The sequence below is a fragment of the Microbulbifer mixtoriginis (SeqCode) genome (assembly GCF_052467945.1).
The window spans coordinates 756,875-772,728 of record NZ_CP174328.1; the positions used below are offsets into that span (position 1 = coordinate 756,875).

Below are 15,854 nucleotides of genomic sequence, written 5' to 3' on the forward strand. Positions count from 1 at the left end.
GAAAATAAAAAGGAGGTTGATCGTATTTTATGGCTCTTAGCTTGGGTGCTGTGAGCGAAGGTGAACTTGGCCATAGAGACCCTGGAGCCTTTTGAGGGGCTTATTTCCACGATCTGGATGGAAATAAGATAGCGATCTTTTCCCGCTGATGCCCTTCAGCTTATTTTGTGGCTTCCAGTTCGGCCACCAGGGTAGTAATCAGCTCTGCTGCGGGTAGTGCCCGGCATAGAGGGGCTCCCTGGCCGGCCCATTGCACGGCAAAGCTATCACTGTCTGCTGTACTTGAAGCGTTGGCGAGCGCTTTGCCAGCACTGTAGCAGATTGGGTAGTCAGGTCTTGTCGGGGCGTTGTGGTTTAGATCAGTGTAAAAGCGGTTGGAGATACCGCGAGCAGGGCGCCCAGAGATATTCGCAGTAACAGCAGTGTTATGGGCGTGCTCACTTTTAAGTGCTTTTCGGTAGTTTTCGTCAGCGGCGGACTCTGGGCAAAGTATAAATGCGGTTCCCATTTGCACAGCACTGGCGCCCAGGGAAAGAGCCGCATGTATTCCGGCTCCATCCATAATGCCTCCTGCAGCAATAATAGGCAGGTTGCTTTGGCAGCAAAGCAGGCGAACCAAAGCGAGTGTACCTATTTCCCGGTCTTCCTCAGGTACAAACACCCCTCTATGGCCACCGGCTTCTATACCTTGAGCAATTAAGGCATCCATTCCCGCTTCTTCTGCGGATTTTGCTTCCTCTGGGGTTGTAGCGGTGGCAATCAGGGTGATACCAGCATTTTTTAACGCATTGATTGTGGCTTGATCGGGCAATCCGAAATGAAAGCTTACCACTGCGGGCTTTTCCTGCAGGAGCATCTCAAGCATCTCGCGGTTACCAAGAAAGCTTGGGTAGGGTTCGTGTAATGTTTGTGGAGGTGTTGCCCCTAATTCTGAGAAATATGGAGCCAGGAAATTGAGCCAGGTGTCCTCACGTTGGGCATCTGCAACTGCAGGTTGATGACAAAAGACATTGACGTTGAAAGGGTGCTGAGTAAGTGCACGGGTTTGTTGGATTTTTTCGGCGGCTTTTTGCGGGGAGTAGGGGCCGAGCCCGATGGCGCCGAGTCCGCCCGCATTGGAGACGGCCGCAGCCAATTCAGGGGTAGATACACCGGCCATTGGTGCTTGAAGAATGGGGTGGGAAATTCCTAGTGTTTGCAGAAAAGGTTGCACTGCCCGCTCGCCTCGCTGTTCATGCTCAAAGGAAACTCTGGAGAGTTTACTGTGTTTCTGCGGCCCTCAGGAATACCTAGCGGGATATTAAGCGGTGATGTTGAGAGAGGTTCGTGCTTCGCATTGCGGTATCTCAAGGGGCGAAATTATGAACCCACCTTAGGGGAATTCCGGCGCGCTAGCTATAGCGTGCCGGAAGTAATTTGCGAATCGATGGGAATGATTCAGGGCTTGGGCTTACAGGTGCAGGTTGAGGCCAATATAGGCCCCTTTGATTTCAATATCGCTTTGCAGGTCATCCAGCTCATCGAGGTTTAAGGTCATTACGCGGTAGCCGGCCTCAATCGCCAGGTCCACAGCAGGTACGAAATCCCAGCGAACTTTTGCAGTGAAATCTGTGAGAGTATCGCCGCGATAAGCTGTGCCATTGCCCTGAGCAATAATGGACCAGCCGCTAAATGGCAAGTCAAACCGGGCCATTCCGTAAGCCATTGGCAGGTAGCCAGTTAGCTGGATATTTTCGGCGCGGTCTTCACTAATGGCGGTAAACTCACCGTCATACTTACGCGCGGTAATTCCCAAGTCCAGATTTACCCAGTTATCCAGAATTTCGTAGTAGAAGGTGGCGTCGGTATGGGTGAGGTCGAGATCGGTGTTGATGGTTGCGCCGATCTGGAAGGTTTCATCGTCGAAAGTCACAGTGCTTTGCAGTTCAGCGCTGCCATCGGTATCAATATTGCTGTGAGCAAGCATGATATTGGGTACTAAGGGGATCGGGTGCTCCAGTGCGGCCTGGATAAAGGTGATGTGGTCCTCGCTGAGGGAAAGCTCATCTACATTGAAATCATCTTTACCAATATCCCCGTTGTAATTTGGCAGCCAGGCACCGATGCTGGCATCAAAACCGAGAACTGTATCCGCGTTGGCGGTAGCGCTGCCGAGAAGGGCGCACAGTGCAATAGCAGATTTCTTCATGAGCTTCTCTCCGTGATAAATTTGTCGCGGAGTGTACAGGGTTATTTTTTTTCTGTTGCTGTAAGTTGCACATTTTTACAAATTTGTCGGCCAATAGAGCGAACTGACGTTTATAAGATGTTTCTGTTTCCTTGAAAAAGTGTGAAGTCATGTCAGAAAAGTGGCATGAATTTAGAAGGAATCTCGATCAACCAATTGCCAAATAGAAATTCACGGGTTTGCTTCAAAAAGCATCTGCTGCAGTGCGCTGGCAGCATTGCTGAGCGTGCGGCCACGATGGCTGATTACGCCGAGGTTACGCAGGACCTGCAATTTTTTTACCGGTAATACCGCCAAACTCTCATCCACCAAGGTTTGGGGTAAAACGCTCCAGCCCAGTCCGACACAGGCCATCATTTTGATCGTCTCCAAAAAATTGGTGGCGAGCTTGGCGGTGAGCTTTAAGCCCAAGGCGTCGAACTCCCGCTTGATCAGCCGCCCGGTATAGGTGTTGAGATCCGGCAAGATCGCGGGGTAGTTGGCTAGGTCAGCCAGTTCCAGCTCAGGGATTCTGGTGAGTGGGTGGCCGGGTGCAGCCACTACCACACAAGGGTCTGGCCAGATGACTTGTGCGTTTAGGTGGGGGTAATCCTTGAGGGCCAGGGTAACTACGGCCAGTTCGTACTTGGCGGCCATTAGGGCTTCGTAGGCCTGCTCAGAATCTACAAAGTCGATATCCAGGGCAACCTGTGGGTAGCGATTGCTGAATTCCTTCAGCACTGGCGGCAGATGGTGCAGGCCCACATGGTGGCTGGTGGCGATACGCAGGCTGCCGCTGACATTATTGCCAAGGGCGCGCAACTCCTGCTCGGTATCGCTGATTTCGTTGAGGATATGGCGAGCGCGGGGCAGTAGGGCGCGCCCGGCATCGGTTAGTTGCAGGCGCCGGCCGATGCGGTCAAACAGCGGGGCCTGCAACTGCTGCTCCAGGGCTGCGAGGCGCTTACTAGCCGCGGGCTGGGTCAGGTGCAGCTGTTCTGCAGCCCCGGATACCGAGCCCTGCTCGGCAATTGCCAGGAATGCCCTCAACCACTGAATTTCCAATCGGTATACCTCCTAATAAGGGAACTCTGGCCACGGTAGCGCCTCAGAGTAAAGTTCAAATTCCATAAAGGAATAGATTGAATAATAAATATAAATTGGTGTTATTTTCCAGGCCTAGTTAGACTCGGGGTTACAATTATTGAGAGGAACGGCTGTGGCAGGGCAAACACTCTACGACAAACTCTGGCAGGACCACCTGATCAAGACCCGTGACGATGGCTCCGCACTGATATATATCGACCGTCATCTGATTCATGAGGTGACTTCCCCCCAGGCCTTTGAAGGGCTGCGCCTGGCTGGCCGCAAACCCTGGCGCAGGGACTCCCTGGTCGCTACTCCCGATCACAATGTGCCATCCGAAAGCGCTGAACGCGCCGCCGGTGTCAGTGGTATCCGCGATGATATCTCCCGTATTCAGGTGCAGACCCTGGATGAGAACTGCCGGGATTTCGATGTGGTGCAGTTCGGTATCAACGAGCCGGGGCAGGGTATTGTGCATGTGATTGGCCCGGAAACCGGCGCCACTCTACCGGGGATGACGGTAGTATGCGGTGATTCCCACACCTCTACTCATGGTGCTCTGGGGGCTTTGGCCCACGGTATTGGCACCTCAGAGGTGGAGCATGTAATGGCCACTCAGTGCCTGATCCAGCGCAAGATGAAGAATATGCTGGTGCGTGTGGATGGGACTCTGCTTCCCGGTGTTACTGCCAAAGATGTGGTACTGGCGATTATCGGCAAGATCGGTACTGCCGGTGGTACCGGCTATGCCATCGAGTTCGGTGGCGAAGTCATCCGCAAGATGTCCATGGAAGGTCGCATGACCGTGTGCAATATGGCCATCGAAGCCGGTGCCCGCGCGGGCATGGTGGCGGTAGACCAGATCACCCTCGATTACGTGAAAGGCAAGCCCTACGCGCCAAAAGGCGAACAGTGGAATCGGGCAGTTGAGGCCTGGCGTCATCTGCACTCCGATGACGATGCGGATTTTGATCAGGTTGTAGTACTACAAGGTGAGGAAATTGAGCCCCAGGTGAGCTGGGGGACTTCGCCGGAAATGGTTGTGCCCATCAGCGCCAGTGTGCCGGACCCCGCCGCCGAAACCGATGCCACCAAGAGTACCGGCATGCTGAGAGCTTTAGAGTATATGGGTCTGAGTGCCGGGCAGAAGATCAGTGATATTCGCCTCGACCGCGTCTTTATCGGCTCCTGTACCAATTCCCGTATTGAAGACCTGCGCGCAGCAGCCGCTGTAGCCAAGGGCCGCAGCAAGGCCGATAGTGTTAAGCAGGTATTGATTGTACCGGGCTCCCAGGCGGTCAAGGCCCAGGCGGAGCGCGAGGGGCTGCACGAAATTTTTGTCGAAGCCGGTTTCGAGTGGCGCGAGCCCTCCTGTTCTATGTGTCTGGCAATGAATGCGGACAAATTAGGAGCTGGAGAGCACTGCGCCTCCACTTCCAATCGCAACTTTGAAGGGCGTCAGGGTTACGGCGGTCGCACGCATCTGGTTAGCCCAGCGATGGCAGCTGCGGCGGCGATTGCCGGACACTTTGTTGATGTGCGTGAGATGGCACCAGTGCAAGCGCAAGAGGAGATGGCCTGATGAGAGCATTTACCCAGCACCAGGGCATCGTGGTGCCTATGGATCGCGCCAATGTGGATACGGATCTGATTATTCCCAAGCAGTTTCTGAAGTCTATCAAGCGCACTGGCTTCGGCCCCAATCTGTTTGATGAATTGCGCTATCTGGATGAGGGTTTTCCCGGCCAGGATTGCTCGAACCGCCCGATCAACCCGGATTTTCCTCTGAACTTCCCCCGTTATGAGGGGGGCTCGGTGCTGCTGGCGCGGGAAAATTTTGGCTGCGGCTCCAGCCGTGAGCACGCCCCCTGGGCGCTGGAAGACCACGGTTTTCGCGCAATCATTGCACCCAGCTTTGCCGATATTTTCTTTAACAACTGCTTTAAAAATGGGTTGCTGCCAATCGTTTTGCCAGAAGAAGTCGTGCACCGCCTGTTCGAGGAAACTCACGCACAGGAAGGTTACACGCTTACGGTCGATCTTGAGCAGCAGCATATACATAAGCCCTGTGGTGAGGCGATTGCCTTTGAGGTGGATGCCTTCCACAAGCACTGTCTGATCAATGGCCTCGATCATATCGGCCTGACCCTGGAGCACGCTGATGATATCCGCTCCTATGAGGCGGCCCGACGAGAAAAAGCCCCGTGGCTTTTCGATGCGGTTCAATAATTAAAGGAAACTCCTGTGACAAAGAAAGTGATGATCTTGCCGGGTGACGGCATTGGCCCGGAAATTGTTGAACAGGCCATGGCAGTGCTGGAGGTCGTATCCGGTAAATACCATTTGGGCCTTATTTTTGAGCAGGGTCTGATTGGTGGTGCCTCCATCGATGCGCATGGCGAGCCCCTAACCGACGAAACGCTCAAGGCCGCAGGCGAATGTGATGCGGTATTGCTCGGCGCTGTCGGTGGGCCCCAGTGGGATACCCTGGCGCGTGAAATTCGTCCGGAAAAGGGGTTGCTGAAAATTCGCAGCGGGCTCGGTCTCTATGCCAATCTGCGCCCGGCCATTCTCTATCCGCAACTGGCCGACGCCTCTTCGCTCAAGCCCGAAGTGGTGGCTGGGCTGGATATTCTGATTGTGCGCGAACTCACCGGTGGAATTTATTTTGGTGAACCCCGCGGAATTCGCACCCTGGAAAATGGTGAGCGCCAGGGTTACAACACCTACGTGTACAGCGAATCGGAAATCGAGCGTATCGCGCGCTCCGCATTTGAAGCGGCGCAAAAGCGCAATGGCAAGCTCTGCTCCGTCGATAAAGCGAATGTACTGGAAGTCACCGTGCTCTGGCGCGAAGTGCTGGACCGCCTGGCGCCGGAGTATCCGGATGTGGAGCTGTCGCATATGTACGTTGACAATGCCGCGATGCAGTTGGTGCGTGCTCCCAAGCAGTTCGATGTCATGGTAACCGGCAATATGTTCGGTGATATCCTCTCCGATGCCGCTGCCATGCTCACCGGTTCTATCGGAATGCTGCCTTCTGCCTCCCTGAACGAAAATGGTTTTGGTCTGTATGAACCCTGTCATGGCTCCGCCCCGGATATTGCCGGGCAGGGCATTGCCAACCCCCTGGCCACTATCCTGTCTGCGGCGATGATGTTGCGTTACTCCCTGAATATGGGGGAGGCGGCGGATGCCATTGAGGCTGCGGTAAGTGAGGTACTGGAACAGGGGCTGCGTACCGCTGATATTTACACAGAAGGTTGCCGTAAAGTTTCCACAGCGGAGATGGGTGCCGCTGTTGTCGCCGCGCTGTAAGCACGCGGCGTCACACATTTACCTTTTTTACTATCGCGCCGCTTTCTCGGTGGCGCACGCTGATCACATCACTAACAGGACAAAGCAATGCAGAAAATAGGTTTTATCGGCTGGCGTGGAATGGTCGGCTCGGTATTACTGGAACGCATGAGCGCCGAGGACGACTTTGCGCATATCGCTGAACCGATTTTCTTCTCCACCTCTAATGCTGGCGGCAAGGCGCCGGATATTGGCCGCGATCTGCCGCCACTTGGAGATGCCTACGATATTGATGCGCTGGCAGGGCTGGATGCCATTGTCAGTTGCCAGGGCGGTGATTACACCAAAGAGGTTTTCCCTCGCCTGCGCGAGGCCGGCTGGCAGGGCTATTGGATCGATGCGGCATCCAGCTTGCGTATGCAGGAAGACGCGGTAATCGTACTGGACCCGGTCAACCGCGATGTGATCGACCGCGCAATTGCTGTCGGGCAGAAGAATTTTATCGGCGGCAACTGCACTGTCAGTCTGATGCTGATGGCTCTGGGCGGACTGTTCAAGGCCGGTCTGGTGGAGTGGGTGAGTGCCATGACCTACCAGGCCGCCAGCGGTGCCGGCGCCAAGAATATGCGTGAGCTGATTACACAGATGGGTGCGATCCGCGACGGCGTGGCAGCAGAGCTGGAAAACCCTGCCAGCGCCATTTTGGATATCGATCGCAAGGTGGTTGCGGACATGCGTTCGGCAGATTTCCCCACTGCGCAATTTGGCGCGCCTCTGGCCGGCAGCCTGTTGCCCTGGATTGATACTCAGTTGGAGAATGGCCAGAGCCGTGAGGAGTGGAAGGCCCAGGTGGAAGCCAACAAAATTCTGCAAACCCAGAGTCCAATTCCGGTGGATGGTACCTGTGTGCGTATCGGCGCAATGCGCTGCCACAGCCAGGCTTTTACTATGAAGCTGAAAAAAGATTTGCCGCTAACAGAAATAGAGCAGTTGCTGGACAGCGCTAATGATTGGGTCAATGTGGTACCCAATGAGCGCGAAGCCACTCTGCAGCAGCTGACGCCCACAGCGGTGACTGGCAAGCTGGATATCCCAGTGGGGCGCCTGCGCAAGTTAAGCATGGGTCCAGAGTATCTGAACGCCTTTACCGTGGGCGACCAATTACTCTGGGGGGCAGCCGAACCGCTGCGTCGTATTCTGCTGATTTTGCTGGGTAAGCTGTAACTGGTACAGCTTGGTGTAAGTGCTCCAGAGGCGCATGTTGCAGCGTTTGTTAATAGAGGACATTTTGCCAAGCTGTGAACCCCATCAAGTAAAAAGCCGCTACTGGTTGTCATAGCGGCTTTTTCGATTTTTCCCCACGGGTATAATCGCCCCCTCATTTTTCCTTTCCAACTCAACGAAGTGAATAGCCATGTCCGAAGCCGCCCGCGAATTGGTCATCGTCGGTGTTGATAACGCCGCCTTTGCCCCTCTGCTTGAAATCCTGGAGGAGCGGGAAATTATTACCGCCGAGCAGCTGTGTTTGCTGGAGAGCGAGGAGCGCGAAGTGGACCCCCAGGTGTTCGCCAATCGCAGTATCTCTGTACAAGCCCTGGAAAAATTCGCTTTTGCTGAGGGGCAGGTGGTGATTTTGCTGGACTCCAGCGATGCCATTAACGCGGCGATGACCAGCGCTGAAAACAGTGGTGCCTGGGTGGTGGATGCGGCCAACAATACCCGCGGCGATGAGAGCGTTGCCCTGATCCATCCGGCATTTAATGCGGCGGAACTGGCTAACGCAGAGCGCCGTCTGGTGGCATTGCCCAGCGCCGGTGCGGCCATGGTAGCCGAAGCGCTATTTCCACTGGCAGAACAACTGCAGGGTGTACAGGTGCAACTCAATCAGCCTGTATCTGCACTGGGTAAAGCCGCCATCGATGCCACAGCGGCGCAGACAGCGCGTATGTTCAGCGGTCAGGAAGCGGAAGTCGACCCCGCCATTGGGCACCGCCTCGCGTTTAATCAGCTCAGTGCCAGTGAAGCCCTGCTCGCCAGTGGCCACACGCTCGGCGAACTGACGTTGATACACGATTTGCGCCGTTTGCTCGGCGATAACGTTGCGGTGGATGCCAGCATTAACACCGTTTCTGTGTTTCACGGGCAGCTGGCCAATTTGGGTATCGTTTTACGCGAAGACGTGGACCTGGAAAAAATACGCGCATTGTTAGCCAATGGTGTGCGCCTTCAGTTGGCAGAGCAACCCTCGGCGGAAAACGCTGTGGGCAGTGACGTGACAATCATCGGTCGCCTGCGGCAAAGCCTTTTGGGCAAGCGTCAGATAAATCTTTGTGCGGTGTCGGATAATCTGCGCAAAGACGTTGCAATGAACTGTGCACAAATTGCTCACTTGTTGCTAAAAAACTACTGATACTTAATACTTAGCCGCCATAGTGAAGGTGTTATCTTAACTTTGGTCCGGCTGCAAATGGCGAAATAATCGCCAAGGTTGGTGGCCGCCTGCACGGCGGTCAAATAGTCGAACGATTACTGTTCAGTAATGGGGATTTTCTGAAGGCGCGCTTTTCAGATGCCCTGGGAAGATTCTAACAATAAAGGGAATCGGATATGCGTGTGCGTAAGTTGGCACTTGCAGTTGGTCTAGTCGGTGCACTGGGAAGCAATGCGGCTCTGGCGCTCGGACTGGGGGAGATCAAACTCAACTCCACCCTTAATCAGCCACTCGATGCGGAAATTGGCCTGCTGCAAACCCGCGGCCTGGACGATGCTGAGATCAAAGTGCGCCTCGCGGGGCCGGATGAATTTGACCGCGCAGGTGTGGAACGCTCTTACCTACTCACTTCACTGCGTTTTGATGTGGATTACTCCGGTGGCAAGCCGGTGGTCCGTATTACCAGCCGCGAACCAATCCGCGAGCCTTTCCTGAATTTCCTGGTGGAAACCCGCTGGCCCAGTGGCCGCTTACTGCGTGAATACACCCTATTAATGGACCTGCCGGCGTTTTCACCAAACAGCGCCCAACAGCCGGTGCGCGCCGCTGAGCGCGAGCGCCAGCAGGTACGCCGCGACACCCAGGTGCAGAGGCCCGCGCCGCGCCCGGTACAGCCTGCCCAGCAACCGGTTGCCCAGCCTGAAGTGGAGCAGCCCGCAGAAACGCCGGCGGCGCAACAGCCCGAGCCTGTGCGCCGTCAGCCGCAGCGCGCTGCCACAGATAGCGGCGACAGCAGCCAAGTTTACGGTCCGGTTTCCTCTGCCGATACCCTGTGGGAGATCGCCCTGGAAAATCGTGTGAGTCGTGATTTTTCCGTTCAGCAAACTATGTTGGCGATTCAGCGCCTGAACCCGGAAGCTTTTATCAACGGCAATATTAACCTGTTGAAAAAAGGTGCTGTGCTGCGTCTGCCAAACAGTGAGGATCTGCGCAGCCTGAGCCTCACCGAGGCAATCTCAGAGGTCGCACAACAGAATGATTCCTGGCGCCAACGCAGCGGTGTTGAGGAAGTCGCCACGGGCGCGCCGCTGGATGCACGCCCGGTAGAGGAAGAACGCATTGTCAGCAATGAGGTTGAGGGGCGTGTCAGCCTGACTGCGCCCGGCGACAATGAGTCTGTAATTTCGGGTTCCGGAAGCGGTGCAGAAGACAGCGAGGCGCTGGAAGGCAATCTGACCGTGGCCGAGGAAGAGCTGGATAAATCGCAGCTGGAAAATACCGAGCTGCGCGAGCGTATCGCCGAACTCGATGAGCAGATCGATACCATGGAGGCCTTGGTAGAGGTTTCCAATGAGGAGATGCTTGCGGTGCAAGCCGCAGCCGAATTGTCTGATCCGCTCCTTGATACCAGTGATATTGACAGCGCTGAGCTGGCAGATAATACGCTGGGGAGTGACGAGACGCAGCTGGATGAGTCCCTCGCCGCTGAGTCTCTGGATGACGCAACAGAACAGAATGATATGCAGGTCGCTGAAACTGAACCGCAGTCGCGCAATCGCGTAGTGTCTGTTCAGACCCAGCCCGAGCCCAGCCTGATGGAGAAGCTTGGCGACAATATGCAACTGGTCGGCATCGGTGCCGCGGGTTTGCTAGTGGGCCTGTTTGGCTTCTTTACTTGGCGTCGTCGCCAGGCTGAGCAAGAAGCAGAGCAGCAACTGGAGCAACAGTTGGCCGCAGAGGAATCTCTGCAGGTGATGCCGGAAGAGACCGCTGAAGCGGATGAGACATTGGCTGCCGTAGAGAGCATGGAAGCCGATAACGCTTTCGATCTCGGCGATCTGGGTGATGTGGGCACCGATGACCCCATCTCCGAGGCCGAGATTCACCTGTCCCTTGGGCAGTACGAAGAGGCAGAAAGTAAATTGCTGCTGGGCCTGGAAAAAGATCCCCAGGTGGTAGATGCACGCCTGATGTTGATGGAAGTTTACGCCCACAATCAGGACGTTGAGAAGTTCGACGATCACTACATCCAATTGCTGGCTATCAGCGATGGCCCTGCGGCCGACCGCGCCGCGCGCCTGCGTGAAACTATTGCTGATGCTCCAGACTTTGAAGCCCCGGCGATGGATTTTTCCAGCGAGTCTCTGGAAGCGGCGCAACTGGATGATATCGGTGCTGCACTGGATCAGGATTTCTCCGCAGCAGAACCGGCCCAGTCCTCTATAGACGATTTTAATGGCGACAATTCACTGCTTGACGACCTCACCATGGATCTCTCCCAGGATGGTGAGAAGCTGGATAGTGAGAAAGCAGATGGCGAATTAGCCTCTGAAGAACTGTCTCTTGATTTGGAGGATAGTTTTACAGAACCTGCGCTGGAGGCGGGTGAATCCCTCGATCTGGACAATGAGTTCAACCTTGATGACCTGGATCTCGATGGTGCTTTTGACAGTGAGCAGGATGGTTCCCAGCTGGCGTCCAACAATAATGAAGAACTAAACCTCGACGACCTCGATCTTGGTGAGTTGGATCTCGGCGATCTGAATACAGGTGAAACTTCGGAATTGGCATTGCAAGACTCGCCAGTAGAGGAAGTTGCCGCCGAGAATGCGTCAGACTTGGCGCCAATTGATTTCGATACCTCAGAATTGGATCTTGATTCCCTGGCGCTGGATAGCGCTGAGAGCCATGAGGTGGGTGCCGACGAGCTGGTAGCGGAGCCTGAAGAGGCTGCAGTAGCGGCTGACAAGGCGAAGTCCGGTGGTTCCATTGGTGGTCTGGACTTCGAGTTGGATCTCTCCATGATGGAAGAGGCCGCGCAAGAGTCGCAAGCCGATGAGGCCCTGGCAATTGAGGAGAGCCTTGAGACCCAGGAACTGGACTCTCTGGAGGCTGATCTCGATATTACGTCCAGCGCGGGTAGCGAAGATGAGCTCTCACTGGAGACTTTCTCCGAGAGTGACCTGGATATGATTGGTTCAGAGCTCGATGGGGAACTGGACCTCGATAGTATTAATCTCGATGATATTGCCGGGGACCTTGCCTCTACTGAATCTCTGCAGAGTGAAGATGGCGCCGCTGTAGCGGATACGACTGTGCCCAATAGCCTGCCCCAGGAAGAGGATCTCGATTTTGATATGGCCTCTCTGGAAGCGACTGGAGAGGAGCTGTCTCTCGATGAGGCTTCAGTGGAAGAAGAGTTTTCTCTCGAGGAGGAGCTGGCCCTGATTGACGAGTCCACCGATGGGGATCTGTCTTCCGGTCTGGACCTCGAAAGTGACTTGGGGTTGGAGGCTATGGCAGACCAAGCTCAGGGACTCCCTGAGCAAGTGTCCCAGCAGCAAGCGGATGAGGCTGTTGCCACTCAGCAGCAGGAGACCGAGTCTGAATTTGCCGGCTTGGATTTCAACTTGGAAAATGATCTCAACTCCGAACTGAGCCTACTCGAAGGCGGCGATGAGATGGGCACCAAGCTGGAGCTGGCCCAGGCCTATATGGATATGGGTGACAAAGAGGGCGCCAAGGATATTCTCAAAGAAGTGGCCCAGGATGGCGGCGGCGAGCATAAGAGTCGCGCAGAGGAGTTGTTGGAGCGCATGGTTTAAGCGCTTCTCAACTCCGCCTGAAAAAACCTCGCACTGGTTGCGAGGTTTTTTTATGTTGTCGGAGAATTCCCGGTTTCCCCCAGTTTATATCCAGATTGTTGGATTTTGCTTTTTTACGCTCTCCTCGACTTTGAGGTGGCATCAATAGAGTAATTTTGCCGTTATGACGCAGGCAATTGAACGCGAATATATTTACAAGGCCAATGGCGAAGTTCCCCCTGGCGAGCAACTGCCCGAGGGGTTGCGTCGTATTGCGCTGGGAGTTGAGTACTGCGGTGCGCGGTTACACGGTTTTCAAAAGCAGAAGTCAGCGGCGGAAACTGTGCAGGCCCACCTGGAGCGTGCCCTGTCAAATATTGCGGCAGAGCCGGTCACCCTGGTCTGTGCTGGGCGAACTGATGCCGGTGTGCATGCCACCAATCAGGTGATTCATTTCGATACCCGTGCCCAGCGCCCGGAGCGCGCCTGGGTTCAAGGGGTGAATACCAAGTTACCGGATTCTGTGCGTGTGCGCTGGGTTCGTGAGATGCCGGCGCAATTTCATGCGCGTTTTTCCGCCCATGCGCGGACTTATCGCTATTTGATTCACAGTGCCCCGACCCGCTCGGCGCACAGCTCGTCAGAGGTGACCTGGACCCAGCACCCGCTGGATCTGAATGCCATGCGCGAGGGGGCGAAGCACTTGATTGGCCGCCAGGATTTCACCAGTTTCCGCGCTTCCCAGTGTCAGGCCAAAAGCCCTGTGCGGGAAATTACCCGCTTGGATATTGCCCGTGTTGGCCAGCTGATCGTGCTGGAAGTGAGCGCCAATGCGTTCTTGCATCATATGGTGCGCAATATTACCGGTGTGCTGATGGCGGTGGGCCGGGGTGAGCGCAGCTCGAGTTGGGTAGGAGAAGTGCTGGAGAAGCGCGACCGCTCCGCGGGTGGAGTTACCGCGCCGCCATTTGGTTTGTATCTGGTGGATGTGCAATACCCGAAGGAGTTTCAGTTGCCTAGCTGTGATCCGGGTCCTCTGCTGGTGCCTCTGCCGCTCGGCTCACTTGCACAGCCTTAACACTAGCTTTTGCTTCCGATGCAGCCGTGAGGCTGCTACGCCACTTGAATAGCACGCGTTTCGCCCCCGGTGTCAATCTGCTAGTATCCAGCGTTCCCTCATTTTTGTTGGCCGCTCGGCTGGCTCCAGGTTAAGCGATGCAAGTGAAAATTTGCGGCATCACCCGTGTAGAAGATGCCCTGATGGCGATTGATGCCGGTGCGGATGCACTGGGATTGGTTTTCTACAAGGCGAGTCCCCGCTATATCGATCCGCAGGTTGCGGCAGTGATTGCCGAGGCGGTTCCTCCCTTTGTTACCCTGACCGGCCTGTTTGTGGATGCTGCCCAGAGTGAAGTGGACCAGACTTTGGGGTTGGTTCCTCTTAATTTATTGCAATTTCACGGTGAGGAAGCTGCCCGTTACTGCGAACAGTTTCGCCGGCCCTATATCAAGGCCCTGCGTATGAAGGAGGGCTTGGATGTTGTCGCAGTAATGCAGGAGCACCCCAAAGCGCGCGGGTTTTTACTGGATGCCTATCGCCCTGGTGTTCCCGGTGGTACCGGTGAGACTTTTGACTGGGATAGAGTTCCTCAGGAAAGCGGCCGGTCCATAGTGCTTGCCGGTGGACTGACAGCGGATAATGTTGCTGCAGCAATATCGGCAGCGCGGCCTCTGGGCGTGGATGTCAGCGGCGGCGTAGAGCAGGCGCCGGGTATCAAGGACCGACAAAAAGTGAGTGCTTTTATTCGTGCAGCTAAGAACAACTAGCTGGCGAGACAGAATATTTTAGCGCCACAAGAATGTGTCGCTGCCGGCAATGTCGGCGCGAGCCAGTAAATACCAGCAGATCCACGCATCTGCGGCAGTATTTTCTGGCGATGCTTGAATAGTTCAGGAGGAACTATTCAAGCATTAATAAATAGGCAAATAGTTTAAAAACCACGTGACCCACGGAGTATGAGTGTGAGTAAGCCAGGTGCTATCGATTTTTCCACCTTCCCGGATGCGAGCGGACATTTTGGTCCCTACGGCGGTCGCTTTGTATCGGAGACGCTGATCAGCGCACTGGATGAGCTTCAGGCAATGTATAGCCGCCTGAAAGATGATCCGGATTTTGTCGCTGCCTTTGATCACGATCTGGCGCACTACGTAGGCAGGCCATCGCCGCTGTATCTTGCTGAGCGACTGACTGAGCAGGCGGGCGGTGCGCGAATCTGGCTTAAGCGCGAAGATCTCAATCACACCGGTGCACACAAAGTAAATAACACCGTGGGCCAGGCGTTGCTGGCAAAGCACAGTGGTAAGAGTCGTGTTATTGCCGAAACCGGCGCAGGCCAGCACGGTGTGGCCACCGCTACCGTAGCCGCGCGTTTGGGGTTGCAGTGCACCGTTTATATGGGCGCTGAAGACGTCAAACGCCAGTCCCCCAATGTCTACCGCATGAAGTTGTTGGGTGCCGAAGTCGTACCGGTGGAGTCCGGTTCCAAGACCCTCAAAGACGCCATGAATGAGGCCATGCGTGACTGGGTAACGAATGTCGATAATACTTTTTACATTATTGGTACAGTGGCTGGCCCTCATCCCTATCCGCAATTGGTGCGGGATTTCAATTCTATTATCGGTCGCGAAGCGCGCCGTCAGAGTCTGGAGCGTTTTGGTCAGTTGCCCGACGCCCTGGTGGCCTGTGTCGGCGGTGGTTCCAATGCGATTGGTCTGTTCCACCCTTTCCTCAATGATTCAGAGGTGAAGATGTTTGGCGTTGAAGCTGGCGGTGAAGGCCTGGCCTCCGGTAAGCACGCGGCGCCACTCAACGATGGTATTCCCGGTGTTCTGCATGGCAACCGTACTTACCTGATGGAAGATGAGGACGGCCAGATTATCGAAACCCACTCCGTTTCTGCGGGCCTCGATTACCCCGGTGTTGGCCCCGAGCACGCCTGGCTCAAAGATATCGGCCGTGTGGAGTATGTTACCGCCGATGATAAAGAAGCGCTCGATGCCTTCCGTCGTCTCACCCGCACCGAGGGTATTCTGCCGGCGTTGGAGTCCAGCCACGCGGTTGCTTATGCGATGAAGCTCGCAGCTGAAATGGCGCCTGAGCAAAATATCGTGGTGAACCTCTCCGGCCGGGGGGACAAAGATATTTTCACCGTTGCCGCTATCGATGGCATTGAGGTTTAGCGGCGTTCTG

Annotated in this window: 12 protein-coding genes; 9 read left to right on the forward strand and 3 right to left on the reverse strand. The window is 55.3% G+C overall.

Translation table 11 applies throughout. The features are described 5' to 3' along the window. Positions 1–160: 160 nt before the first annotated feature. From ACJJIJ_RS03215 to ACJJIJ_RS03225, 3 genes are all read right to left on the reverse strand, one after another. Complete coding sequence (locus tag ACJJIJ_RS03215) at positions 161–1,213, reverse strand: NAD(P)H-dependent flavin oxidoreductase (protein WP_444898719.1); 1,053 nt, start codon at positions 1,211–1,213, stop codon at positions 161–163. 237 nt (positions 1,214–1,450) lie between these two features. Continuing rightward, positions 1,451–2,188: a TIGR04219 family outer membrane beta-barrel protein gene (locus tag ACJJIJ_RS03220; RefSeq protein ID WP_444885614.1), complete on the reverse strand. Its 738-nt coding sequence runs from the start codon at positions 2,186–2,188 to the stop codon at positions 1,451–1,453. A 210-nt stretch (positions 2,189–2,398) separates the two neighbouring features. Beyond that, positions 2,399–3,271, reverse strand: a complete 873-nt coding sequence (locus tag ACJJIJ_RS03225; RefSeq protein ID WP_252085156.1) for a LysR family transcriptional regulator — start codon at positions 3,269–3,271, stop codon at positions 2,399–2,401. A 154-nt stretch (positions 3,272–3,425) separates the two neighbouring features. On the opposite strand from ACJJIJ_RS03225, the gene leuC reads away from it, so the two are divergent. The 9 genes from leuC (at position 3,426) to trpB (ending at position 15,844) form a co-directional block, all read left to right on the forward strand. Continuing rightward, entirely contained in the window at positions 3,426–4,874 is a 1,449-nt protein-coding gene (gene leuC, locus ACJJIJ_RS03230) for a 3-isopropylmalate dehydratase large subunit (protein ID WP_444885613.1), read from the forward strand. After that, on the forward strand, positions 4,874–5,521 hold the full coding sequence (gene leuD / locus ACJJIJ_RS03235; RefSeq protein ID WP_444938626.1) for a 3-isopropylmalate dehydratase small subunit: 648 nt from the start codon (positions 4,874–4,876) through the stop codon (positions 5,519–5,521). The genes leuC and leuD overlap by 1 nt, the downstream gene beginning before the upstream one ends. 30 nt (positions 5,522–5,551) lie before the next feature. After that, positions 5,552–6,610 carry a 3-isopropylmalate dehydrogenase gene (gene leuB / locus ACJJIJ_RS03240; RefSeq protein ID WP_444939558.1) on the forward strand — a complete coding sequence of 353 codons (1,059 nt, stop codon included), beginning with the start codon at positions 5,552–5,554 and terminating at the stop codon, positions 6,608–6,610. Positions 6,611–6,697: 87 nt separating this feature from the next. Next, complete coding sequence (gene asd / locus ACJJIJ_RS03245) at positions 6,698–7,813, forward strand: aspartate-semialdehyde dehydrogenase (protein WP_444938627.1); 1,116 nt, start codon at positions 6,698–6,700, stop codon at positions 7,811–7,813. 190 nt (positions 7,814–8,003) lie between these two features. Further along, entirely contained in the window at positions 8,004–8,999 is a 996-nt protein-coding gene (locus tag ACJJIJ_RS03250; RefSeq protein ID WP_252085161.1) for an Asd/ArgC dimerization domain-containing protein, read from the forward strand. A gap of 197 nt (positions 9,000–9,196) precedes the next feature. After that, positions 9,197–12,625, forward strand: a complete 3,429-nt coding sequence (locus ACJJIJ_RS03255; RefSeq protein ID WP_444938628.1) for a motility hub landmark protein FimV — start codon at positions 9,197–9,199, stop codon at positions 12,623–12,625. 163 nt (positions 12,626–12,788) lie between these two features. Then, a complete protein-coding gene (gene truA / locus ACJJIJ_RS03260) occupies positions 12,789–13,682 on the forward strand; it encodes a tRNA pseudouridine(38-40) synthase TruA (protein WP_444938629.1) in 894 nt (297 codons plus the stop codon). 137 nt (positions 13,683–13,819) lie between these two features. Beyond that, complete coding sequence (locus tag ACJJIJ_RS03265) at positions 13,820–14,431, forward strand: phosphoribosylanthranilate isomerase (RefSeq protein WP_444938630.1); 612 nt, start codon at positions 13,820–13,822, stop codon at positions 14,429–14,431. 189 nt (positions 14,432–14,620) lie between these two features. Further along, positions 14,621–15,844: a tryptophan synthase subunit beta gene (gene trpB, locus ACJJIJ_RS03270; RefSeq protein WP_252085165.1), complete on the forward strand. Its 1,224-nt coding sequence runs from the start codon at positions 14,621–14,623 to the stop codon at positions 15,842–15,844. The last annotated feature ends 10 nt before the right edge of the window (positions 15,845–15,854 follow it).